The following is a 22,496-nucleotide window of genomic DNA, read 5'->3' on the forward strand; positions in this document are numbered from 1 at the left end:
GGCACCGCCGCGGGGCGGGTGTGAGCCTCGAGGCTCAGCGAGCTCGCATCACTGCCCGAAGACGAGGAAGGTGAGCTTGCCGATGCCGAAGTCGAGTGCGGTCACGAACAGCATGACCACCACCAGGAAGACCAGGACCACCCAGGTGTAGTTGAGAAGCTCCGAGCGCGTCGGCGTGACGACCTTCTTGAGCTCGCCGATCACCTGGCGCACAAAGAGCGCGATCCGCGCGAAGATGTTGCGGCGGCCCTCGCCAGGCCGTTCCGCAGTGCTCTTCATCACCTCGGTGTCGCTCACTGCTACCCCACTCCTGTGGCATCTGCCCCGCCAGGAGGCGGAGCGGTCCGGCCCGGTGCCACTTGCGTGGCCCCGCTCTGCGCGACCCCGGCGGAGCCGACGCTGGCAGGGTAGACAGGACTCGAACCTGCAACCTGCGGTTTTGGAGACCGCTGCGCTACCAATTGCGCCACTACCCTTCGGCACGACGTCCTCGCCCGGCACCCCGTCAGGGGCACGCTCCAGCATGGCGACGAGCCAATCACCGGTGCATAACTGTACGGCACGGGAGCCAGTGGGTCGAACCCGAATCGGCCCCGGACCACCACAGGTCACGGAACCGGATCCTCAGGCGGTCCCCGAGCCGCCGGTGCCGCCGTCGGATCCGGCTTCGCCACCGTCACCCGCGCCGTCGCCTCCCGTGCCGTCGTCACCGGTCCCGTCGTCGCCCCCGTCCGGCGGGGGCGTCGTGTCCTCGTCCGCCGGATCGCTCGCGTCGTCCGTCGGTTCGGTCGACGGTTCCGGCTCCTCGGTGGGCTCGGTCGGCTCCTCGGTGGGCTCGGTCGGCTCGATCGACGGCTCCTGGCTCGAGGGCGCCGACGTCGAGGGGTCCGACGACGGCTCGGGAGTCGTCACCGGGTCCGGTGGCACGTACTCCTCCTCGGGCTCGGTCTCGGACTCCGTCGGCGACGGTGCCGGCTTCTCCGGCTTCGAGGCCTCCCGCGTGACCGTTCCTGCCGCCGGCCGGCCCCAGTCGCTGTTCGCGAGGCTCGCCAGGGCAAGCCCGCCACCACCGAGCACGAGCACGAGCGCGACCACGAGTGCGACGACGCGGCCCCGCCGGACGGGTTCCTTCTCCGTGGGCAGATCCACCGGCGGCGGACCGATCGACGCCGGGCCGACCGGCCCACGTGCCGCGGCGGGACCCTGCCCGGCCTCGAACGCGGCCGCCGCGGCAGCGCCGTCCGCCGCGGCAGGGACGTAGGCGCCGACGACGGTCGTGTGCGCGCCGCCGCCCAGCTCCTCGGCGAGCTGGCCCACCCGGAGCGTGCCGCCGCCGACCTGGTCGAGGTTCTCCGTCGGGTCGCTGCCGACCTGTGCGAGGTCGATCGTCGGGTCCCCCGACGGGGCCGACCCGAGCGCCCCGACGAACCCGACCGGACGGAGGCCCGGCGCGTCGAGCAGCTCGCGGAGGGCACGCGCCATCTCCGCGGCGCTCGGATAGCGGCGCACGGGGTTCTTCGCCATGGCCCGCGCGACGATCCGGTCGACCGTGCCGGGCACCGTCGGCTTGCGCGCGGACACCGCCGGCACCGGGGCCTCGACGTGGGCACGCAGCACGTCCTGGGCGGCCGAGCGCTCGAACGGAGCGTGCCCCGTGATCGCGTAGTAGGTCAGCGCGCCGACCGAGTACAGGTCGCTCCGGGCGTCGAGCGGCTGCCCCTTGGCCTGCTCCGGCGACATGCCGATGATCGACCCGGAGACGGTCGCCCCGTCCCCCGTGCCCCCGCCCGCCGCGGTGAGCCCCAGGTCCAGCAGGCCGACGCCGTACGTCCCGTCCTCGCGGCGGTCCACGATCACGTTGCGCGGCGCGATGTCGCGGTGCACCAGCCCGGCGTCGTGCACCGCCGTGAGACCGTCCAGCACGTCCGCGACGATCTCGAGGGCGGTCGGCCAGGGCAGGCCGCCGCCGGCGGCGGTGTCGGAGAGCAGGGACCCCGGGAACCGGCGCATGACGGTCCAGGGGACGACGGCGCCTGCGACGTCGTCCTCGCCCGTCGCCAGGACCTTGACCACCCCGGGGTCGTCGACACGCTCCGAGGCCTCGACCTCCCGCCGCAGCGCGGTGCGCGAGAACTCGTCGTCGACCAGGTGCGGGTGCAGCACCTTGACCACGAGGGACCAGTCGCCCACCTCGCCGGCCTCGGACGGACGGGCCTCGTAGACCGTGAACGTCGCGCCGGTGCCGAGCACGTCGCCGAGCTCGTACCGGCCGCCGAGCACGACGTGCCCGCCGTGCCGCTCGGGCTCGGCCGGCTCGCCGCTCAGGTCAGGCTGGGTGCGGTCGTCGTCGGGCTCGGGCACCTGCTCGCCGTCGTCGACGGGTTCCGCCGGACGACCGCCGGGCTCCGCGCCGGTGTCGCCGGGCTCGGCCTGCTGCTCCGCCGGGGCGTCGGTGGGCTCGGGCTCCGCGGGGCCGTCGGCAGGTTCGGGCTCCCGCTCCGCAGGGCCGGCCGGGCCGTCGCCGGAGTCGACCGGGACACCGTCGGGCTCCGGGTCGTCGCCGTCGGGTTCGGGTCGCGGCTCCGACGCGCCGGCGGCTGCCGGTTCGGGTTCCGGGTCTGCCGGCTCGACCGCCGGCCGAGCCGTGGAGTCGTCGGCGGCACCGCCGTCGTCTCCGGTCTCGGGGGCAGCGGCCTCCGGCCCGTTCTCCGGCTCAGGGGCCTCGGGGCCGTGGTCGTCGGGCACGCCCTCACCGGGCGTCTCAGGTGTGCTGGTCATTTCTCCCGGGAACTCCGGCAGGATCCGGAGACCTCGTTGCGGATGTAAGAGTCGTGGAAACGATCACGGGTCGCGCATGCCTCGCCCGACCCAGTTTGCCAGACTACGCAGATGCGAGACCTGGCGCTCCTTCCAAAGGCCCACCTACACCTGCATTTCACGGGATCCATGCGAGTCGGGACTCTCGTCGACCTGGCGGCCCAGTACGGGGTGAGACTCCCGGGGGCGCTCACCGACGGCGACCCGCTGCACCTCCCTGCGACGGAACGCGGCTGGTTCCGCTTCCAGCGCCTGTACGACGCCGCACGTCAGTGCGTCCGCTCCGAGGCCGACATGCGCCGCATCGTGGACGAGGCCGCGGCCGACGACGCCGCCGAGGGTTCCGGCCGCCTGGAGATCCAGGTCGACCCCACGTCGTACGCCCCGTTCACCGGCGGCATCACGCCCGCCGTCGAGATCGTCATCGACGCCGCGCGCAAGGCGAGCGCCGACCACGGCATCGAGGTCGGCGTGATCGTCGCGGCCTCGCGCATGAAGCACCCTCTCGACGCCCGCACGCTCGCGCGGCTGGCCGCGCACCATGTGGGGGACGGCGTGGGCGACGTCATCGGCTTCGGCCTGTCCAACGACGAGCGCCGCGGGAACACGAGCGGGTTCGCCCGGGCCTTCGAGATCGCCCGGCGCGCCGGGCTCGCCGCCGTGCCGCACGGCGGCGAGCTGCTCGGCCCCGACCACATCGGGGTGGTCCTGCGCGACCTGGCGCCGGACCGCCTCGGCCACGGTGTGCGGGCCGCCGAGAGCGACCATCTGCTGGAGGAGATCGTGCACCGTGGCGTGGCCCTCGAGGTGTGCCCCGCCTCCAACGTGAGCCTCGGGGTGTACCCGGACGCGGAAGCCGTCCCGCTCCGCCGCCTGGTCGACGCCGGGGCCCAGGTCGCGCTCGGCGCGGACGACCCGCTGCTCTTCGGCTCCCGCCTGCTGGCACAGTACGAGACCGCCCGGCACGTGCACGGGTTCTCGGACGCGGAGCTGGCCGGGCTGGCGAGGTCGTCGATCCGGGCGAGCCGTGCGTCGTCGTCCACGAAGGAACGCCTGGTCCGGGGTGTGGACGACTGGCTGACCACCCCGGACGCGGACATCCCTGCAGGTCACGGTCAATTTTCGGGCAATTGGGATCGACCTGTCACGGTTATGTGACGATCTCCGAGGGCAACGGACGTCGGTGCTGGCGCGTCATGGCTCTGTGACGGACACTCGCGAGGAGTGCTACGTCACTCGTCGAGACGGCGGGCGGCCCGACCGGGACGCCTGATGAGGAGAACCCACATGTCCAGGACACCCGGCGGAACCACCCCCCGACGCGCGACAGCGCTGCTCACGGCCCTGCTGCTGAGCGGCACCACGCTGGCCGGCTGCTCCGCCGACAGCGATCCGGAGGCGGAGGCACCCACCACGGCCGCCTCTCCGTCGGGCATGCCGTCCCCGAGCGAGGCGGAGGAGTCGAGCCCTGCGCCGTCCGACGAGCCGACGTCCGAGCCGACCGGGTCCGGCGAACCGACGCCCGACCGCACCCCGACCGACGAGCCGTCCGTCGCCGGGACGGCCGCCGCCGATGATGACGACGACCCCGGCGAGGACGAGGGCAAGCAGGACGACGACCGCGGGAACGACGACGAGCAGGACGACGACGAGAAGCAGGACGAGAACCGGACCGACGAGCCGGAGCTCCCGGACCACATCGCCTTCGGCGAGAGCAGCGAGCGCGTCGCGGACGTGCAGCAGCGGCTGCAGGAGCTCGGGTACTACGTGACGTCGGCCGACGGCGCGTACGGCGGCGAGACGCAGCAGGCGCTGTGGGCGCTGCAGAAGGCGGGCGGCCTGTACCGGGACGGCGTCGTCGGGCCGGAGACGCAGCAGGCGCTCGACGCCGGGACCGTGCCGCGGCCGAAGAGCACGTCCGGCAAGGTCGTCGAGATCGACATCAGCCGACAGCTCCTGCTGGCCGTCGAGAACGGCAGGGTCGTCAAGACCATCAACGCGGCGTCCGGCAACGGGGAGCGGTTCGAGGCGAAGGGCACTGTCTACACGGCCTCGACCCCGCGCGGCGACTTCACCGTGTACCACCAGATCGACGGGATGCATGCCTCGACTCTCGAGCTGGGCGACATGTGGCGGCCCAAGTACTTCAACGGCGGGATCGCCGTGCACGGGGCTGCCTCGGTGCCGCCGTTCCCGGCGTCCCACGGGTGCGTGCGCGTCTCGAACGCCGCGATGGACTGGCTCTGGGACACCTGGGGCGCGGACCCGGGGACCCGCGTGCTGGTGTACTGACTCGCGTCGGCGCGCGCCCGGGACTACGCGCGGCGGCGACCCGCGGCGGCGCGCGTCACGTGTCCGTGTGGCACGCCCCCTGGCCCGCGAGCGCGAAGCCCGCACGGTCACCGGCTCCCAGCTCGCGGACGTCGAGAGAGCCCTCGGGATACATGACCTGCGTAGGGTCGTCGACGTGGTCCAGGCCGAGGGCGTGCCCGAGCTCGTGCACCGCCACCGTCTCCACGTAGTCCCGTCCGTTGGGCAGGTACAGCCAGCGGTCCAGGACGTCCGCGTTCAGCGTCACCGCGCCGGTGACCAGTCGGGGCGCGCCGTCGATGGTCACCATCGTCGCCCCGCCGACGCCGGCGACCTCGCCGTCGAACACGGGCACCTCGTCGTCACCGGCCCACGCGATCAGCAGCGGGACCCAGCGATCGCCGTACCGCCTCGGCTGGACCGCCCGGCGGGCCCCGGACGGGTCCTCCTCCGTGGCGCCGTCCTCCTCGAACCGCAGCCCGGTCGCCTTCTCCACCCGCTCCACGGCGTCGCGGACCTCCTGCAGGACGGTCGCGGGCATGCCCTCGGTCCGCACCACGTAGTGCAGCGGACGGCACGGGTCGTGCCGCACGGGGGTGCCGTCAGCGGTCTCGTGCTCGAAGGCGTAGGCCTCGCCCGGCCCGGGGTCGACGGCCGGCAGGATGCGCTCGGACCGCGCGTCCTCGGGCGGCGGCGGGACGGGGACGCCGTCGATGCGCGGACGCAGCTCGGCTGCGCCGTCCCCGTCGGGGCGCCAGACGAACGGCTCCATCGAGGCCTGCTGGTCCAGCCCGAGCACCTGCCGCAGCTGGGGCAGTCCGACGGTCACCATCAAGGCGGCGACGACCGCGAAGACGACGAGCGTGAAGATCGTCCGGCCGGCTCGCTGCATGGTGCCTCCCACCCTACCGGCGCGAACTCCCAGGGCGACACGCACGAGACGCCCGATTGGTTCCCACGAACTTGACGGACTTCACCCGACCCATGTCGAAGATGTGCACAATCTTCAGCCCTCATGTAGATAGGCTTGCATGGTGACCGCAGACCAGGACGTGCTCCCACACAGCGCCGTCGTCCCGAGTCTCGCCGACCTCACGACGCTGAGGGTCGGTGGGCCGGTCGCCTCCTATGTCGAGGCGACCACCGAGCAGGAGCTCCTCGACGCCGTGCGCACGGCTGACGAGACCGGGGCTCCGCTGCTCGTCGTCGGCGGCGGTTCGAACCTCCTCGTCGCCGACGAGGGCTTCGACGGCATCGTCGTCCGCGACGTGCGCGGCGGTCTCGATGTCGCCTCCGCGGACGCGTGCGGCGGTGCGGTGGTCACCGCACCCGCGGGGCAGAGCTGGGACGAGCTCGTCCGGCAGGCGGTCGACGCGGGCTGGTTCGGTGTCGAGGCGCTCTCCGCCATCCCCGGCACGGTCGGTGCCGCACCCGTGCAGAACATCGGCGCCTACGGCCAGGAGGTCGCGTCCACCCTGGCCAGCATCCGTGTCTGGGATCGGGGGCAGGGCCGCGTGCGCACCCTGACGAACAGCGAGCTGGGCTTCGGCTACCGGACGTCGGTCCTCAAACGGTCCATGCACGCCTCCGGCCGCCAGGAGGGCCAGGGCGACCCCCGGGCGCCCTGGTACCCGACGCCCCGCTACGTCGTCCTGGACGTCACGTTCCAGCTGCGGCTCGGCACGCTGTCGGCGCCGATCGGCTACGCGCAGCTCGCGGCGCGGCTCGGCGTCGAGCAGGGCGACCGGGCGCCGTCGAAGGACGTGCGCGAGGCCGTGCTGGAGCTGCGCAGCGGCAAGGGGATGGTGCTCGACAACCCGGACGCGCCCGACCACGACCGGTGGAGCGCCGGTTCGTTCTTCACGAACCCGATCATGCCGGTCGATCTCGCGGACCGGCTGCCCGCGGGAGCACCGCGGTTCGCCGTCCGCGGGGTCACGGAGTCCGGGCGGGAGCCCACCGTCGACCCGACGCACGTCAAGACGTCCGCCGCCTGGCTCATCCAGCACGCCGGGTTCGCACCCGGCTACGGCCTGGCCGGCGAGCACAGCCCCGCGCGGCTGTCCACGAAGCACACCCTGGCGCTCACCAACCGGGGGGGCGCGTGCTCCGAGGACCTCGTCGCACTGGCGCGTGCGGTGCGCGACGGCGTCCGGGAGCACTTCGGCGTGACGCTGGTCCCGGAGCCCGTGCTGGTGGGCGTCGCGCTCTGACGGCGAGCCGGAGCGCCGGGACCGTCACAGGTCCGGGACCGGTCCCGTCGTCGTGCCCTCCTGGAACGACGTCGTCAGGACGACGTCCGCCGGGTCGTCGCCGGCCAGCACCGCCGCCACCGCGGTGCCCAGCGCGCGGCCCTTCTCGACGAGCGGCTGGCTGACGGAGGTCAGTACGTCCGGCGACAGCCACGGCAGGTCGAGGCCGTCGAAGCCGACCACCGAGACGTCCTCCGGGACGCGGAGCCCCAGCTCGCGCGCGGCGATCACCGCGCCGGCGGCCAGCAGGTCGGAGTGCGCCACGATCGCCGTCGGGCGCTCGTTGGCCGGGGCCCACTCGCCCAGGATCTCGGTGGCCGCGTCGCGACCGTGCTCCACGAGCGAGGCGGGAGTCTCCCAGGACATCACGGGCACGATCACGTCGCGCACCCCAGCCAGCCGGTTGCGGGTGGGGGTCTTGTCTGCCTGCTCGAGCCGCTCGGCGTCGACCGGCCCCGACCGCTCGCCCCGGCCGAACGGCATGGTGATCTCCGCGATCCGGGTGTGGCCCAGCTCGACGAGGTGCCGCACCACCTCCGCGGTACCGGTGCGGTCGTCTATCGCCACGACCGGGACGCCCTCGACCTTGTCCCCCTCGCCGATCACCATCGGTACGCCTCGGCGCTCGAGCGCGACGATGTTCGGGTCGTCCGGGGGCGCGCCCCACACGAGCACTGCCACGTCCATGGCGGCGGTCTCCACGAGCGGGTCGGAAGCGGCGGTGCTCTCCGGCGCGTCGCCGAGGCCGCCGACCGCCGGTGCCTTGGCACCCTGCGGCTTGCCGGGCACGAGCAGCACGCCCATCCCCTGCTCCCCGATGGCCGAGACCAGGCCGTGCATGACCTGCACCGCGACCGGGTCGCGGAAGGAACGTCCGAGCTGGTCGCCGATGACCACGCCCACGATCCCGGACCGCCCCTGGCGCAGCTGACGGCCCAGCGGGTTGGGCCCCGAGTAGTCGAGCTCTCTCGCCGCGGCCAGTACACGGTCCCGGGTCTGCGGCGTGATCGGGCCCGAGCCGGAGAAGGCCAGCGACGCCGTGGAGACCGACACTCCCGCGCGCTCCGCGACCTTCGCGAGGGTCGGCTTGCTGCCGGGCTGCCGGCTCATGAACTTCTCCTCGTGTGACGTCAATAGATTCTCGGACCGTATCGTTTCGCGGGACAATATCCCGTGCGATCTTTCAACGCAGCGTCCCGCGCCGTCTTCGTCGTCTTTGCCGCCAGCGGATTCGCGTTCGCGAGCTGGGCCTCCCGGCTGCCCGCCGTCCGTGACCACCTGGCCCTGTCCGAGAACCAGATGGGCCTCCTCCTGCTCACCGTGGCCATCGGCTCGGTCGCCGCGATCCCGCTGTCCGGTCTCATCGTGCAGCGGATCGGTACCGCCCGCACCGTGCTCGGCTTCGCCGTGCTGATGGCTGCTGGCATCGTACTCGCCGCGTTCGGCGCGCTCTGGGGCGAGGGCCTCGTCGTCCGCGGCGGGATGATCCTCATGGGCGTCGGCGCGGGCGTGTGGGACGCCGCGATGAACCTGGAGGGCGCGGCCGTCGAGCAGAAGCTCGGCCGGTCGATCATGCCGCACTACCACGCGGGGTTCTCGTTCGGCACCGTGATCGGAGCCGGGATCGGCGTGGGCGTCGCGTTCCTCGGGGTGCCGCTGCACTGGCACATGGTCGGGGCGGGGCTCGTCGCGCTCGCCTCCGTCATCGTCTCCGTGCGGTTCTTCCTGCCCGAGTCGGAGGTGCGCGCCACCGACGACGCCGCCGCGACGGCCGGGTTCGGCGACACGTACGCGGACCCCGCCACGAGCACGCCGGACACCGCGCACACCGGGATGCGCGGCATGCTGACCGCGTGGCGCGAACCGCGGACCCTGGCGATCGGGCTCGTGGTGCTGGCCGCCGCGCTGACCGAGGGCGTCGCCAACGACTGGGTCGGGCTCGCCGTCGTGGACGGGTTCGGCGTCACGAACGGCACGGGTGCGGTGGGCCTGTCCGTGTTCCTCGTGTTCATGACGGTGATGCGGCTCGCGGGGACGCGCGCCATCGACCGGTTCGGGCGGGTACCGATGCTGCGGGTGACGATGGTGCTCGCGATCCTCGGCGTGGCGATCTTCGCGCTGGTGCCCTGGTTGTGGCTCGCGCTCGTGGGCGTGGCGCTGTGGGGCATGGGTGCCGCGCTCGGCTTCCCGATGGGGATGTCGGCCTCGTCGGACGACCCGGAACGCGCGCCGATGCGGCTCGCCGCCGCGTCCACCATCGGCTACGGCGCCTTCTTCGTCGGCCCGCCCCTCATCGGCTTTCTCGCGGAGCACACCGGCTACCGCCTGGCCGTCCTGGTCCTGGCCGTCCCGACGATCCTGGGCCTGGTGGTCTCGTCCGCGATCCGCGAGCCCGCTACCGCGACGCCGGCGGCCTAGCACCGCCGGGGCACCGGGTCCCGGGGGCCGCCGCGCTGCCTCGGCGCAGGGAGCCGGACGAGGCAGCGCCGCAGCCGGTGGAGCCGGCGCCACGCGAACGGGGTCACCAGTTCGGCGTGGCGTCCGGGGTGTTCGACGGGAGCCTCAGCCTGTGGGGGTGGATGACGTACGTGAGGCCGTCCGTCGACGTCTGCCACACGCGCTCGAAGTTCTCGCGCGTGTAGACGCTCCGGACCTGCTCGTTCGAGTCCTTGTTCGGGTCGTTGAGGATCGGGTCGCCGTCCTCGGTGAAGCCGACGATCGTCAGCAGGTGCCCGTTCGTCCCGTAGCCGGCCTCGGGCATCTCCTCCGCCGCGAAGTTGATCGAGACGACCAGCGGGATCCCTGCCGCGACGAACTTCTCCGCCTCGGCCAGGGAGCGCAGGCGGGTCACGAACGACTCCAGCCCGAACCGGTGCGCGTAGGCAGTGTTGAACGGCCAGTTGCCCGCGCCCCCGTAGCTGTGGTCCCAGGTGCTGATCGCGGCGTAGTCGACCTGCGGGTCGCCGGCCGGTGCGTCGATGTCCTCCAGCAGCCGCGGGGGGACCTGGTGCTTGCGGCCGTAGGAGTACATGACCATGGTGGTCGACGTCGGCGAGCACCACACCTGGCCCCCGCCGCCGAACTCCGGGTACTCGCCGATGTGCGTGAGCTGGCTGTAGCCGGGCACGTCAAGCTCGACCGCGCCGTCGAGGGTGAACGCGCTCGTCCCGTCGTAGTGGTCGTCCGGCAGGTACTCGTTGGTCATGGTCGACACCGACGACAGACGCGGCGTCCTGCTCGTCCCCGCCGGCCGGTACAGCGTGACGCGGGTCTGGTAGGCCTCGGGCTCCCGGCCCGACTTCGCCACGTAGGTGTCGGTGAACAGGTAGGCGTCGTCGTCGGACTGGCCGTCCACCGACGTGCGGCGGATGTCGCCGACCGCGCCCCCGCCCGGCTCGAAGTCGTCGCCGCTCGCCCAGCGGCCCATCACGAACCACTTGGTCCACTCGCCCGAGTCCTTGCGGCCCCGGAACTCGACCTCCACCCACGTCCCTCGCGGAGTCCTCGCGTTCCACGAGGTCACGGACTCGTCGACGGGGTACCCGGTCTCCACCACGGGAGACGTCCACGTCCCGGTCTCGTACTCGACGGCGGCCCCGTCGCCGTGCGGGTCCGTGTACTCGACCACCGGCCCGGCACCCCTGATCTGGAGCGCGCCGCCCGCGGCGGGCCGCAGGTTCTCCCGCGTCCCGTCGGCCAGACCGCGCCTGCCGGACCAGTGCGTCGTGGTGATCAGCTCGTCGGGGGCACCGGCCTCGTCGTCGTCCCCCGGTTCCTCGGCGGCCGGCTCGTGCAGCTCGACGTCGTCCGCGCTCACGAAGAACTGCCGGTGCGCCAGCCAGACCTGGTAGTAGCGCGACTCGCCGCGCACGTCGGTGCGGTCGTCCGGGCCGGTCCCGTCGAACGTCTTGGCCCAGTAGTAGTCGGTGACGACGTCGGCGTCGGACACCGCGTACCTCTGGTCCGCGCCGATCTGGTACTCCAGGGCCCCGATCGGCTGCACGTCGATCCCCGGGTACGGGCCGTACGCGGCCTCCTCGGGATACGCCCGGCCGTAGACCGGCGCGGGCTCGTCGCCCGGGACGGTGATCGTCTGCGCCGTCGCCGGCACCACCACCGGGGCCGACGCCGGGTTGTGCAGCCACGCCTTCGCGCCCGCCCACCAGACACCGAGCCACTCGCCGTCGACCTCGTCCACGACGAGCCGGTGGCCCGACTGCACGCGGGCGCTGATGTCGCTCGCGAAGGTGCTGCCGTCCGTGCCGCCGGGCTGCCAGCCCGGGTCCCGGGACAGCGGCGCGTCCACCGACGGTGCCTGGTGCAGGTACCGGAAGTTCGTCCCCGCCCCGTCCGCGCACGGACCGCTGTTCGGCGAGGCCTCGTCGCAGCCGGTGACCTCCTGCGGGTTGTCGGCGTAGCCGGTGCGCACCTCGACGACGTCGCCCGGGGAGACGTCCGCGGTCGCCGCCGCGTCACCACCGATCGGCGCGCCGAGCAGCTCGAAGTAGTGGTCCCAGTCCCAGTAGGGACCCGGGTCCCAGTGCACGTTCTGGGTGTAGCCCTCGAGGATGCCCGGGATCTGGTCGTGGCCGATGATGTGCGCGCGGTCGAGCGGGATGTCGTACTTCTCGGCGAGATACCTCACCAGCTCCGCCGACGACTGGTACATCGCCTCGGTGTACCAGCCGGCCGTGCCCGCGTAACCCTCGTGCTCGATGCCGATCGAGTGCGCGTTCATGTACCAGTTGCCGGCGTGCCAGCCCACGTCCTTGTTCTCGATGTGGTGGGCGGCGTGCCCGTCCTCCGAGCGGACGGTGTAGTGCCAGGAGGCGCCGTTGTGCGGGTTCTGCACCAGGTTCACGGTGCCCTGGTAGGAGCCCTCCGTGTCGTGGATGACGATGTACTCCAGGCTCGGCCCGGCCTCGCCGGTCCGGTCGGCCTTGTCGTGGTTGCCGTACACGCGGGTGCCGTCGGGGTCGGACGGGTCGTGCTTGTCGTAACCCGCGGGCAGCCACTCGCAGTCGATCGTCTCCGGGCAGTCCGGGTCGACGGCGGTCGCCCCGGACCCCGTGCCCTCCCGTTCGGGAACGACGACGGACGCGTCGCCCTCCAGGATCACCGTGTCCCCGTCCGGGGTGACCTCCCCGACGCCGGACCGCAGCGTCTCGTAGACCTGGGCTGTGAAAGATTCGGAGTCGTTCATGCGTGAGACGGCCACCTCCCAGTCGTCGGCGCCGGAACCGGGTCCGGCATCCGCTGCGGACGGCTTCGAGTCCCCGGGGGCGGCGCCGTCGTCCACCGCCTGGGCCTGATAGGACGCGAGCAGGGCCGCGCCGGCGCACAGGTTCGCGCGGGCGTCGTCCTTGACGTCCGCGAGGGGGAGGCCGGCGAGCGAGGCGGCGCGGTCGAGCTCGGAGACGAGCTCACCGCCACCCGGGGCCGCGAACGGCGAGTCCCCGTCCTTGCCACCGTGCGCGACGGTCGTCGTGCCGCTCAGGTTGAACAGCCCGTAGCCGTCCTCCACGCTCGGGCGGCCGCCGTGCTGGTCCCAGCCGGACTCCAGGTGCGAGACAGCCTTGAGCAGGTCGGCGGGGACGCCCGAGGACCCGGCGGCGGCGTCGAACGCCTCGTCGAGGGATCCGGCGGCGACGACGGGCGCGCACAGGCTGCCGGTCTCGCCTCCGTCCGGCGTCGTGGTGACGGCCGACGCCGCGGCGAACGGGGCCACGGTGCAGACGAGCGCTGCGGCCGTGATCAGGGCGGTGGTGCGTCGTCGAACGTGCGTCACGACGGGGTTCCTCTCGTCGGCCTGGTCGAGCGAACGGGTCCGAGAGCATCACATCGTGAAACGGGTGGCGAGGGAAGGGGACATGCCCAATCCGAAAGGTCTTGACAAGCGCCGTCGCCCGTCGTGCTCGCGGTGGAGCCCTCAGGCGTCGAGACGGACGACGGCCTGCGTCTTCATGAGGACCTTGGTGCCCTCGAAGGTGACCGTGAGGTCGACGCGGGCGGTGCCGGCCTCCGCGTCGACGGCGCCGATCTTCCCGCTGACCTCGACGACCGCGGTGCCGTCCCCCGCGGGGACGGGCACGGGACGCGAGAAGCGCGTCCCGTAGCCGACGACGGCGCCCGGGTCCCCCGCCCACTCGGTGACGAGCCCGGCGACGCTGCCCATCGTCAGCATGCCGTGGGCGATGACGCCGGGGAGGCCGACGCTCTCGGCGAACGCCGGGTCCCAGTGGATGCGGTTGAAGTCCCCGCTCGCGCCGGCGTAGCGCACCAGGCGCGGCCGGTCGAGCTCGATGGTGCGGGTGCCGATCTCGGTTCCGACGGCGAGGTCGGCGAGCCGCGGAGCCTGCGTGGTCATGCGCCCTCCCCACGGACGGCGAGCATGGACGTCACGGTCGCGACGGGCTCGCCGGGAGCGGCGTCCGGGGCGGCGGCATGGCGCGGGACGGCGAAGATCTCGCAGCGGGTGGTGACCATGGACATCGGGCCGCGGCTCGTGACCGCGTCGACGTGCAGGACGGTGACCAGCTCGTCGCCGGCGACGATCGGCTGATGGTGCGCGAAGTGCTCGTCGGCGTGCACCACGCGGGAGAAGTCGATCCCGGCCTCGGGGTCGGTGACGTACTGCGCCTCGGCGCGCTGGGCGATCACCACCGCGAAGGTGGGCGGGGCGACGAGGTCCGGGTAGCCGAGACCCCGCGCCGCCACGAGGTCGTGGTGAGCGGGGTCCGTGGCCCCGACGGCGTCGGCGAACTCACGGATCTTCTCGCGGCCTACGGAGTAGGGAGCGGTGGCCGGGTACTCACGGCCAGCGAAGTCGGGGTTCGCCATCGTCGGTGAAGGGCTTCCGGCTGCGGGAGACGAGCTCAGCGGGTCTCGCGGTGCGACGTGTGCTTGCCGCAACGCGGGCAGAACTTCGCCATCTCGAGCCGGTCCGGGTTGTTCCGGCGGTTCTTCTTCGTGATGTAGTTCCGCTCCTTGCAGTCCACGCAGGCCATCGTGATCTTGGGGCGGACGTCAGCGCTCTTGCTGGCCATGGCTTCTCACCTCTCGCGCCTCAAGGGGAGGCGCCATGTGTGCGGATGATGTCTTACGGATTCCGCTCGGCGACGAGCACCGGGCGGAGGCGGTAGCGAGGGCGGGGATCGAACCCGCGACCTCACGATTATGAGTCGTGCGCTCTAACCATCTGAGCTACCCCGCCGCAACGTGACCGAACGCGAGGTCACCCACCAGCAACCCGATGGACGACCCCGCGCCGATTCACAGAGCCCCGAAAGGGAATCGAACCCTTGACCTTCTCCTTACCATGGAGACGCTCTACCGACTGAGCTATCGGGGCAGCGAGGAAGACTCTACATGCCCTCGGGCCTGGAGTGAAATCGAATCGTGTGTGACCTCGACCGCCCTCACCCCGCCCTCCGGCGAACCCTGCGAGCCCGCCCGGGCGAGCCCTGCGACGAGGGCACGAGGCGACCCGGCGCGAGGTCCGGGAGCGCACCTCCGGGCGGGGCGGCGTACGGGCTCCGCCCTCACAAGAAACGACGAGACCGGTGCGGCCGAACGGCCGCACCGGTCCCAGATCGCGTGGCGGGTGAGGGATTCGAACCCCCGTAGGCTGTGCCAGCTGATTTACAGTCAGCCCCCTTTGGCCGCTCGGGTAACCCGCCGTGGTGCGGGAGCAACACTAACCCGATCGGCCCCGCACGGGAAATCGAAAAGTGCGTCGCCGCCGGTGATGACCCTCACAGGCACGGCGGTGGCACCCTGGGCCCGACGCGCACCACGCGGCCCCTATCGTGACCTCGTGAGCAAGACCGCCCCCGACGGGGCATCCACGAACCCCCGCAGCAGCGCCGGACCCGGCCGGCCGGCGGCGACGCCGGAGACCGCCGGCGGCCGGAGCGACCGTTGGGGGCTTCCGCTCGGGATCGCCGCGTTCCTCTTCTGGGGCGTCGGAATGCCGCTGTTCTTCCCGCTGCTGGAGCCCGCGGGCGCGATCGAGATCATCGCGCAGCGGATCCTGTGGAGCCTGGGCTTCTGCCTGCTCGGGCTGGCGGCGACGCGGACCCTCGGCGAGCTGCGGCCGATCCTCACGAGCCCGCGCATGGTCGGGACGCTCGGGATCGCCGCGACCCTGATCGTCGTGAACTGGACGGTGTACGTGTACGGCGTCCTGACCGACCGGGTGCTCGACGCCGCGCTCGGGTACTTCCTCAACCCGGTCGTGACCGTGCTGCTCGCGGTCCTCGTGCTCCGCGAGCGCCTCCGACCGGTGCAGTGGGTCGCGGTGGGCCTGGGACTCGCGGCGGTCGTGGTGATCGCGACGGGGATGCGCGGGCTGCCGTGGATCGCGGTCTGCCTCGCGTTGTCGTTCTCGATGTACGGGCTGGTGAAGAACCGGACGGGCCGCTCGGTGGGCGCGCTGCCCGGGCTGACCGTCGAGACCGCGCTGGCGGCTCCGGCGGCGGCGGGCTACCTGATCTGGCTCGGGAGCGCGAACACGTTCGGGTCGCACGGTGCGGGGCATGCGTTGCTGCTGGTGTCGGCGGGGATCATCACCGCGCTGCCGCTGCTGCTGTTCGGCGCGGCGGCACGACGGCTGCCGCTGTCGGTCGTGGGGATGCTGCAGTACCTCGGGCCGGCGCTGCAGTTCCTGGTGGCGGTGCTGGTGCTGGGCGAGCAGATGCCCCCGGCCCGCTGGGCGGGCTTCGGCCTGGTCTGGCTGGCGATCGGGATCCTCACCTGGGACACGCTGTGGGTGGCCCGCCGCAACCCGCGGCCACGCACCGTGCCACGGTACTGAGACAAGTTCATCAGGCGTTCGAATCCATTCGAAACCGTCTGAAAGGTCCGCGAGACCCTGATGAACCATCATCCAACAGTCGGCCGTCGCTGAGTGGGCGTCGTCTCGTCGGCGGGCGTCGTCTCGTCGGCGGGCGTCGGCGGTCAGCTTCCGGCCAGGAGCTTCTCCAGCGCCACCGCGACGCCGTCCTCGTCGTTGGAGCCGACGACGTCGTCCGCGCCGGCCAGCACCTCGGCGTGCGCGTTCGCCACCGCGACGCCGCGACCCGCCCAGCGGAGCATCGGGAGGTCCACGGGCATGTCGCCGAAAGCCCAGACGTCCTGCGCGACGACGCCGAGCCGTTCGCACCACCGCGCGAGCGCGGCCGACTTGGTGACGTCCAGCGGGCTGAGCTCGGCGAGACCCACCGCGCCGGAGTACGCGAGGTTGGCTTTCCCGTGGGCGACCCGTCCGACGATCGTCTGCAGCGCTTCCGGCTCCGTGGCGGGCGACTGCGCCAGCAGCTTGAGCACCGGGTCCCGCCCGAGCGTCTGCTCCACGAGGACCGTGCGGTGCTCCGCGCCGAGGCCCGGTTCCGCGAAGCTCGGTGAGGAGACGAAGGCCGGGTCGTAGGCCGGGCCGCTGACCCGTTCGACCACCATGGCGACGTCGGACAGCGTGGCTCGCAGCGCGGCGGCGAGCGACCCGACGACGTCGTCAGCGAACCCGAACGACTCGATGACCTGGCCGCCGGCGAGGTCCCAGACCGCTCCCCCGCCGAAGCAGATCACGTGCCCGTGCCCGCCGACCAGGTCGGCCAGGTGTCCCAGCGCCCGCGCGGGCCGCGCCGTCACGAACACGACCTCGACGCCCTCCGCCTCCACGGCCGCGAGCGCCTCGCGCGACCGGTCGGACACGGTTCCCCCGGAACGCAGGAGGGTCCCGTCGAGGTCCGTGGCGACGACGCGCGGCAGGTTCGGTGAGGCGGGCCGAGGTGTGGGCGGGATGGTCACCCCGTAACGGTACTGCGACGCCGGAGGGCGCCGTGTCGGCCGGCCGGCGGGCACTGCCGCCGTCGGCCGAGCGGGAGATCGGCCACGACGCGCGCTGCGAGTTCCGTTATTTTCCTTGTGGGCTCGCGCGCGGGAGTCTTCACTGGTAGGTCAGGGGGCCATGCACAGCAGTCGGACTCCCACCATTCGCATGAAGGAGTCGCGATGCTGCGCTTCATCTTCACACCCGAGGACCTGTCGCGGGTCCGGCTCGCGCCAGGCCCGGACCCGCTGTGGGAGACGCTCCTGAGCGCCCACCTGGTGCGCGAGCTGGACGGGGCCCGGATCTTCGGCCGATGGCACCGGCGCGTGGTACCCGACCTCCCGCGTGCGGCGCTGCCCTACCTGTCGCTCACGCCGCCGGTCGGCTACTCCCCCGACTTCCTGACCCCGGAGGCGGGCTCCACCGACTTCGCGGCCGGCTCGGAGGACATGCTTTACACGTCGCCCGACCGGATCGCCGCGGAGATCGACATCCTCGGGCAGCAGCAGAAGACGGGGGCCTGGATGCGCGACCTGGCCGAGGGGTCGCCGCGGGTGGTGCGCAGCCTGCGGGCGTCGATGGCGGCGTTCCACTCGCACGCGCTCGCGCCGGTCTGGCCCCGCGTGCGGCAGGTCGTCGAGGCGGACCGGGCGGCCCGGACGCAGGTGCTCGCGGCGACGGGCGTGGAGGCGGTCCTCTCCACGCTGCACCCGACGACGACGTGGGCCGACGGTGTGCTCACCGTGCAGAGCCGCATGATGAACGGGGACGTGCTGCTGAACGGCCGGGGGCTGACGCTCGTCCCCTCGTACTTCTGCTGGCGCATGCCCATCACGCTCGCGAACCCCGACCTGGCCCCCGTGCTCGTGTTCCCGGTCTCGCACGACCGGCACCTGAGCGGCGACACGGTGACGAACGACAGCGCGCTCGCCGCGCTGCTCGGGCGGACGAGGGCCAGGGCGCTGCGGGAGCTCGCCGGGTCGGCGTCGACCACCCTGCTGGCGGAGCGGATGGACATCTCGCCGGCGTCGGCGTCGGAGCACACGACGGTCCTGCGACAGGCTGGTCTCGTGGCGTCGCAGCGCGACGGACGGCGCGTCGTGCACGTCCTGACGGAGCTGGGCCACGGCCTGCTGGAGGGGACGACGACGTAGCAGCCACCCCGGTCAGCGGCGGTCGGCGGAGGCCACCCCGGCGGCGGGCAGGATGATCCCGTCGATGGTCGAGATCAGGAAGTCGCGGTCGACGGGCCTGCCCAGCATGAGCACGCTGTAGGAGACCATCGCCGGACCGATCATGCAGAGCGTCTCGACATCGGCGTCCGCGGGGATCTCCCCCCGGTCGATCGCGCGCCGGAAGAAGATGCGGTTGAGGGACGCGCGCGGCTCGACGAGCGCCTCGTGCGCGGCGGCGGCGAGCTCGGGACTGCGGGCGATCATGGAGGCGATCCCGGCCATCACCTTGAGCTTGCGCTCGCTGTCCCGGATCGTCGGCGTCCTGATCATCGCGACGAGATCGCCGCGCAGGGTCCCCGTGTCGGGCAGGGCGTCGAAGTCGACGTCCTGGGACTTCATGCACGCGACGGCGTCGAGCACGAGCGCGGACTTGGACGCCCACCTGCGGTAGAGAGTCGCCTTGCCGGCCTTGGCGCGAGTGGCGACCATGTCGATCGTCATGCCGTCGTAGCCGGTCTCGGCGAGCACGTCGAGCGCGACCGCGAGGATCTCCGGATCCCGGGTGAGATCGCGCTTGCGCCCGAGCCGAGGCTTGTCCTCAGCCTGCTCGGTCTGCTCGATCTGCGTCATCGCAGTCGCACTCCTCTCCATCGGCCCGACCTTACCTGCGCCCATATTGCTGCACCAATCGTATCCGAAACTTGCGAGTATCGGAACTGCTGAGTTCCGTATATAGTGGTCGGCATGTCCTCAACACCCGCGACCGACAACCGTCGGTGGATCACGCTCGTCGTGGTCGGTCTCGCGCAGCTCATGGTCGTGCTGGACGCGACCGTCGTGAACATCGCCCTCCCCTCGGCACAGGCCGACCTCGGCTTCACGGACGGTCAGCGCCAGTGGGTCATCACCGCGTACTCCCTGGCTTTCGCGAGCCTTCTGCTGCTCGGCGGGCGGCTCTCCGACCTCGTCGGCCGCCGGCGCACCTTCGTCATCGGCCTCATCGGCTTCGCCGTCGCCTCCGGGCTGGGCGGTGCCGCCGGCACCTTCGAGCTCCTCGTCGCCGCCCGCGCCCTGCAGGGCGTGTTCGGCGCCCTGCTCGCCCCCACCGCCCTCGCCGTGCTGACCACGACCTTCACCATCCCGAAGGAGCGGGCACGCGCCTTCGGCGTGTTCGGCGCCATCGCCGGAGCGGGCGGCGCGATCGGGCTCCTGCTCGGCGGGATCCTGACGGAGACGCTCGACTGGCGCTGGAACCTCTACATCAACGTCTTCATCGCCGCGGTCGCCCTCATCGGGGCCATCGCCTTCGTGCCGCGCATCACCCGCGAGGGCCCGCGGCCCCGGCTGGACGTCCCGGGCACCCTCCTGGTCTCCGGCGCGCTCTTCAGCCTCGTCTACGGCTTCTCGAACGCCGAGACCGACGGTTGGGAAGCACCCTTGACCTGGGGCCTGCTGGCGGGCGCCGCCGTCCTGCTGACCGCCTTCGCCGCCTGGCAGACACGAGCGGCGCATCCGCTGCTGCCCCTGTCGATCATCCTCGACCGGAACCGTGGCACCGCCTACGCCTCCGTCCTGATCGCCGGTGCCGGCATGTTCGGCATCTTCCTCTTCGTCACCTACTACCTCCAGCTCACCCTCGGGTACTCACCGATCCGGACGGGGATGTCGTTCCTGCCGATGATCGCGATGCTGGTGCTCGCCGCACAGCTCGGCACCAACGCGTTCGTGCCCCGGTTCGGCCCGAAGATCATGGTCCCGATCGGCATGGCGCTGGGCACGGTCGGCATGGTGTACCTGACGTTCCTCGACGCGTCGAGCACCTACGCCGCCCACGTCCTTCCGCCGCTGATGATCATCGGCTTCGCGATGGGCACGATCATGCCCGCGTCGATGCAGACGGCGACGCTCGGCGTCGACCGGGAGTTCGCGGGTGTCGCCTCGGCGATGGTCAACACGAGCCAGCAGGTGGGCGGTTCGATCGGGACCGCCCTGCTCAACACCCTGGCCGCCACCGCGGCGGCCGACTACCTCGCGGCGCACACGCCCGTCACCGCGGCCGTCGGCCTGGAGGCGCAGATCGCCAGCTACGCGACGGCGTACTGGTGGGGCGCGGGCTTCTTCGCGGTCGGGGCCGTGCTGTCCGCCCTGCTGTTCCGCCGCCGTGGTGACGGGCTCTCGCTCGCCCACACCCAGCAGCCCGCCGCCGAGCCCGACAAGGAACCGGTGGCCGTCGGGTGAGGCTGCCGCACACCTGCCACCGTCCGGCCGGGGCACGGAGCTCGCTCGTGACGCCGTGACGGTGGCCGGTAGCGGCCCGCCCGCCGTCCCGACGACGGGTGGGCCGCTGCCGCCGTGCGCGCCTCCTACGGTGCCGCCCGCCGGCAGAGCACCACGACGTACCGGCACCCGGCGGCGCTCGTGCTGGCGAACTCCCGCGCGGCCGGTGCACCCAGCTCGAACACGTCGCCGGCGGCGAGAACGTGGACGTCGGGACCGTCGGTGAGGGTCAGCTCACCGTCCAGCACCCAGACGAGCTGCGCGTGGAACGCGTACGCGGCCGCCGGGTACGGCACGCGCTCCCCGGGCGGCAGGACCACGTCGGTGACGTCGGCAGGGAACGACGGTGTCGAGATCTGGCGCCGCAGGTAGCCGGTCTCGGGATCGCTCCAGTGCGGTACGACGTCGGCGCGCCGCACGGGGTGGGACGGCACGTCCTCGGGCTGCTCCATCAGCGTCGACACGCTCAGCCCGAGGGCGGCCGACAGCCGCCCGAGGAGCGCGGCAGTGGGGCTGCTCTGGCCGCGCTCGATCTTGCTGATCATCGCGCGGGACACGCCGGACGCCTCGGCGAGCCGGCTGAGAGACCACCCGCGCCGACCACGCTCGTCCCGCACCCGTTCTCCGAGCGCGGCCACGTTGTCTACTATCGTGGACATGAGTTCACTATATGCCGCAAAGGTGGCCGTGCGCGCCGCTCGCACCGACGACGCCCCGGCAGTGCGAGCGATCCGGAACCACGCCGCCGAGACGACGACGGCCATCTGGACCGGCGTCGCCATGACCGAGGGCGAGGCACACACCTGGGTGGCTGAGCACGTCGCGCGCAAGGCGATGCTCGTGGCGGAGGCCGACGGCGCCGTCGTCGGATACGCCTCGTTCGCCGCGTGGCGGGCGAAGGAGGGATACCGGTACTCGGTCGAGGACTCCGTGTACGTCGCACCCGGTCAGCAGGGCAAGGGTGTCGGGCGCGCCCTCCTGACCGAGCTGGTGGCCGCGGCCCGAGCCTCGGGAGCGCATCGCATGTACGCCGACATCGAGGCGGGCAACGCCACGTCGATCGGCCTGCACGAGAGCCTGGGCTTCCGCCGTGTCGGCCTGCTGGGCGAGGTCGGCACGAAGTTCGGGCGCTGGCTGGATCTCGCGATCCTGGAGCTGGCGCTGTAGTGAACCGCGACGCTGTCGTGAACCGCGAGGAGCGCGGCGGAGATCACCGGCTCGCACGAGCCTTCACGGACAGCAGCACCGTCACCGGTAGTTCGTGAACTGCAGAGCCACGTCCAGGTCCGCGCCCTTGAGGAGGGCGATGACTTCCTGGAGCTGGTCGCGCGACTTCGACGAGACACGGACCTCGTCGCCCGTGATCTGGGTCTTGACGCCCTTGGGTCCCTCGTCGCGGATGACCTTGGTGATCTTCTTCGCGTTCTCGCCGGCCAGCCCCTCCTTGAGGGACCCGACGAGGCGGTACTCCTTGCCGGACGGCTGCGGCTCGTTCTCGCCCGTGTCGATCGCCTTGAGGGACACCCCGCGCTTGACGAGCTTCGACTGGAACACGTCGAGCATGGCGAGCACGCGCTCGGGAGAGTTGGCGACCATCACGACGGCCTCGCCGCTCCAGGAGATGTCGGCGCCCACTCCCCGGAAGTCGTAGCGCTGCGAGACCTCCTTGGACGCCTGGTTGAGGGCGTTGTCGACCTCCTGGCGGTCCACCTTGCTGACGATGTCGAACGACGAGTCGGCCACGGCCGTGCTCCTTCTTCCTGTCGGGGTCGGATGCTGAGGTCAACCGTAGTCCGTCGAACGCGGAGGGGAGCGCCGTCAGGCACCCGGCCGTCG

The 22,496-nt window shown here is 72.2% G+C and carries 20 protein-coding genes and 4 tRNA genes; 8 read left to right on the top strand and 16 right to left on the bottom strand.

What is annotated here, in order from left to right:
• Positions 1–48: 48 nt before the first annotated feature.
• The 3 genes from secE to ACYU96_RS05175 form a co-directional block, all read right to left on the bottom strand.
• Positions 49–279, bottom strand: a complete 231-nt coding sequence (gene secE, locus ACYU96_RS05165) for a preprotein translocase subunit SecE (protein WP_123816635.1) — start codon at positions 277–279, stop codon at positions 49–51.
• Positions 280–400: 121 nt separating this feature from the next.
• Positions 401–476: transfer RNA gene (locus tag ACYU96_RS05170), tRNA-Trp, on the bottom strand.
• A gap of 148 nt (positions 477–624) precedes the next feature.
• Positions 625–2,778 carry a serine/threonine-protein kinase gene (locus tag ACYU96_RS05175; protein ID WP_460749823.1) on the bottom strand — a complete coding sequence of 718 codons (2,154 nt, stop codon included), beginning with the start codon at positions 2,776–2,778 and terminating at the stop codon, positions 625–627.
• 111 nt (positions 2,779–2,889) lie between these two features.
• Here ACYU96_RS05175 and ACYU96_RS05180 point away from each other — a divergent pair, with 111 nt between their 5' ends.
• Both ACYU96_RS05180 and ACYU96_RS05185 read left to right on the top strand, forming a co-directional pair.
• The gene (locus tag ACYU96_RS05180; RefSeq protein ID WP_460749826.1) at positions 2,890–3,975 is read left to right on the top strand and encodes an adenosine deaminase; all 1,086 of its coding nucleotides are present in this window, start codon (positions 2,890–2,892) and stop codon (positions 3,973–3,975) included.
• Between the two features lie 129 nt (positions 3,976–4,104).
• Positions 4,105–5,109, top strand: a complete 1,005-nt coding sequence (locus ACYU96_RS05185; RefSeq protein WP_460749828.1) for a L,D-transpeptidase family protein — start codon at positions 4,105–4,107, stop codon at positions 5,107–5,109.
• A gap of 55 nt (positions 5,110–5,164) precedes the next feature.
• Here the strand turns inward: ACYU96_RS05185 and ACYU96_RS05190 are convergent, their stop codons facing one another.
• Positions 5,165–6,019, bottom strand: coding sequence for a matrixin family metalloprotease (locus ACYU96_RS05190; protein WP_460749830.1), 855 nt, complete (start codon positions 6,017–6,019; stop codon positions 5,165–5,167).
• Between the two features lie 142 nt (positions 6,020–6,161).
• Here ACYU96_RS05190 and ACYU96_RS05195 point away from each other — a divergent pair, with 142 nt between their 5' ends.
• A complete protein-coding gene (locus tag ACYU96_RS05195; protein ID WP_460749833.1) occupies positions 6,162–7,340 on the top strand; it encodes a UDP-N-acetylmuramate dehydrogenase in 1,179 nt (392 codons plus the stop codon).
• A 24-nt stretch (positions 7,341–7,364) separates the two neighbouring features.
• On the opposite strand, the gene ACYU96_RS05200 is transcribed toward ACYU96_RS05195, so the two are convergent.
• Entirely contained in the window at positions 7,365–8,489 is a 1,125-nt protein-coding gene (locus ACYU96_RS05200) for a LacI family DNA-binding transcriptional regulator (protein ID WP_460749835.1), read from the bottom strand.
• Between the two features lie 63 nt (positions 8,490–8,552).
• On the opposite strand from ACYU96_RS05200, the gene ACYU96_RS05205 reads away from it, so the two are divergent.
• Positions 8,553–9,797: an MFS transporter gene (locus ACYU96_RS05205; protein ID WP_460749838.1), complete on the top strand. Its 1,245-nt coding sequence runs from the start codon at positions 8,553–8,555 to the stop codon at positions 9,795–9,797.
• A gap of 103 nt (positions 9,798–9,900) precedes the next feature.
• Here ACYU96_RS05205 and ACYU96_RS05210 read toward each other — a convergent pair whose 3' ends face one another.
• From ACYU96_RS05210 to ACYU96_RS05240, 7 genes are all read right to left on the bottom strand, one after another.
• The gene (locus ACYU96_RS05210; protein WP_460749840.1) at positions 9,901–13,167 is read right to left on the bottom strand and encodes an N-acetylmuramoyl-L-alanine amidase; all 3,267 of its coding nucleotides are present in this window, start codon (positions 13,165–13,167) and stop codon (positions 9,901–9,903) included.
• Positions 13,168–13,308: 141 nt separating this feature from the next.
• On the bottom strand, positions 13,309–13,746 hold the full coding sequence (locus ACYU96_RS05215) for a MaoC/PaaZ C-terminal domain-containing protein (protein WP_460749843.1): 438 nt from the start codon (positions 13,744–13,746) through the stop codon (positions 13,309–13,311).
• Positions 13,743–14,219 carry an FAS1-like dehydratase domain-containing protein gene (locus ACYU96_RS05220; RefSeq protein ID WP_460749846.1) on the bottom strand — a complete coding sequence of 159 codons (477 nt, stop codon included), beginning with the start codon at positions 14,217–14,219 and terminating at the stop codon, positions 13,743–13,745. The genes ACYU96_RS05215 and ACYU96_RS05220 overlap by 4 nt, the downstream gene beginning before the upstream one ends.
• A gap of 35 nt (positions 14,220–14,254) precedes the next feature.
• Complete coding sequence (rpmG, locus tag ACYU96_RS05225; RefSeq protein WP_123815762.1) at positions 14,255–14,425, bottom strand: 50S ribosomal protein L33; 171 nt, start codon at positions 14,423–14,425, stop codon at positions 14,255–14,257.
• A 93-nt stretch (positions 14,426–14,518) separates the two neighbouring features.
• Positions 14,519–14,592 (bottom strand) — tRNA-Met (locus ACYU96_RS05230).
• A 65-nt stretch (positions 14,593–14,657) separates the two neighbouring features.
• Positions 14,658–14,730 (bottom strand) — tRNA-Thr (locus tag ACYU96_RS05235).
• Positions 14,731–14,976: 246 nt separating this feature from the next.
• Positions 14,977–15,058, bottom strand: a tRNA-Tyr gene (locus tag ACYU96_RS05240).
• Between the two features lie 137 nt (positions 15,059–15,195).
• On the opposite strand from ACYU96_RS05240, the gene rarD reads away from it, so the two are divergent.
• Positions 15,196–16,194, top strand: a complete 999-nt coding sequence (gene rarD, locus ACYU96_RS05245) for an EamA family transporter RarD (protein WP_460749849.1) — start codon at positions 15,196–15,198, stop codon at positions 16,192–16,194.
• A gap of 143 nt (positions 16,195–16,337) precedes the next feature.
• Here rarD and ACYU96_RS05250 read toward each other — a convergent pair whose 3' ends face one another.
• Positions 16,338–17,186 (bottom strand): HAD-IIB family hydrolase, encoded by an 849-nt coding sequence (locus ACYU96_RS05250; protein WP_460749851.1) that lies wholly within the window; start codon positions 17,184–17,186, stop codon positions 16,338–16,340.
• A 204-nt stretch (positions 17,187–17,390) separates the two neighbouring features.
• Between ACYU96_RS05250 and ACYU96_RS05255 the strand changes: the two genes are divergently transcribed.
• Positions 17,391–18,362, top strand: coding sequence for an ArsR/SmtB family transcription factor (locus ACYU96_RS05255; protein WP_460749854.1), 972 nt, complete (start codon positions 17,391–17,393; stop codon positions 18,360–18,362).
• 12 nt (positions 18,363–18,374) lie between these two features.
• Here the strand turns inward: ACYU96_RS05255 and ACYU96_RS05260 are convergent, their stop codons facing one another.
• Complete coding sequence (locus ACYU96_RS05260) at positions 18,375–19,013, bottom strand: TetR/AcrR family transcriptional regulator (RefSeq protein WP_460749856.1); 639 nt, start codon at positions 19,011–19,013, stop codon at positions 18,375–18,377.
• A gap of 114 nt (positions 19,014–19,127) precedes the next feature.
• On the opposite strand from ACYU96_RS05260, the gene ACYU96_RS05265 reads away from it, so the two are divergent.
• Complete coding sequence (locus ACYU96_RS05265; RefSeq protein ID WP_460749859.1) at positions 19,128–20,621, top strand: MFS transporter; 1,494 nt, start codon at positions 19,128–19,130, stop codon at positions 20,619–20,621.
• A gap of 125 nt (positions 20,622–20,746) precedes the next feature.
• Here the strand turns inward: ACYU96_RS05265 and ACYU96_RS05270 are convergent, their stop codons facing one another.
• On the bottom strand, positions 20,747–21,319 hold the full coding sequence (locus ACYU96_RS05270) for a helix-turn-helix domain-containing protein (protein WP_460749862.1): 573 nt from the start codon (positions 21,317–21,319) through the stop codon (positions 20,747–20,749).
• Here ACYU96_RS05270 and ACYU96_RS05275 point away from each other — a divergent pair.
• On the top strand, positions 21,318–21,827 hold the full coding sequence (locus ACYU96_RS05275) for a GNAT family N-acetyltransferase (protein ID WP_460749865.1): 510 nt from the start codon (positions 21,318–21,320) through the stop codon (positions 21,825–21,827). The genes ACYU96_RS05270 and ACYU96_RS05275 overlap by 2 nt on opposite strands.
• An 81-nt stretch (positions 21,828–21,908) precedes the next feature.
• On the opposite strand, the gene ACYU96_RS05280 is transcribed toward ACYU96_RS05275, so the two are convergent.
• Entirely contained in the window at positions 21,909–22,403 is a 495-nt protein-coding gene (locus tag ACYU96_RS05280; RefSeq protein ID WP_460749867.1) for a YajQ family cyclic di-GMP-binding protein, read from the bottom strand.
• Between the last annotated feature and the right edge of the window lie 93 nt (positions 22,404–22,496).

It is taken from the genome of Myceligenerans cantabricum, assembly GCF_054777735.1.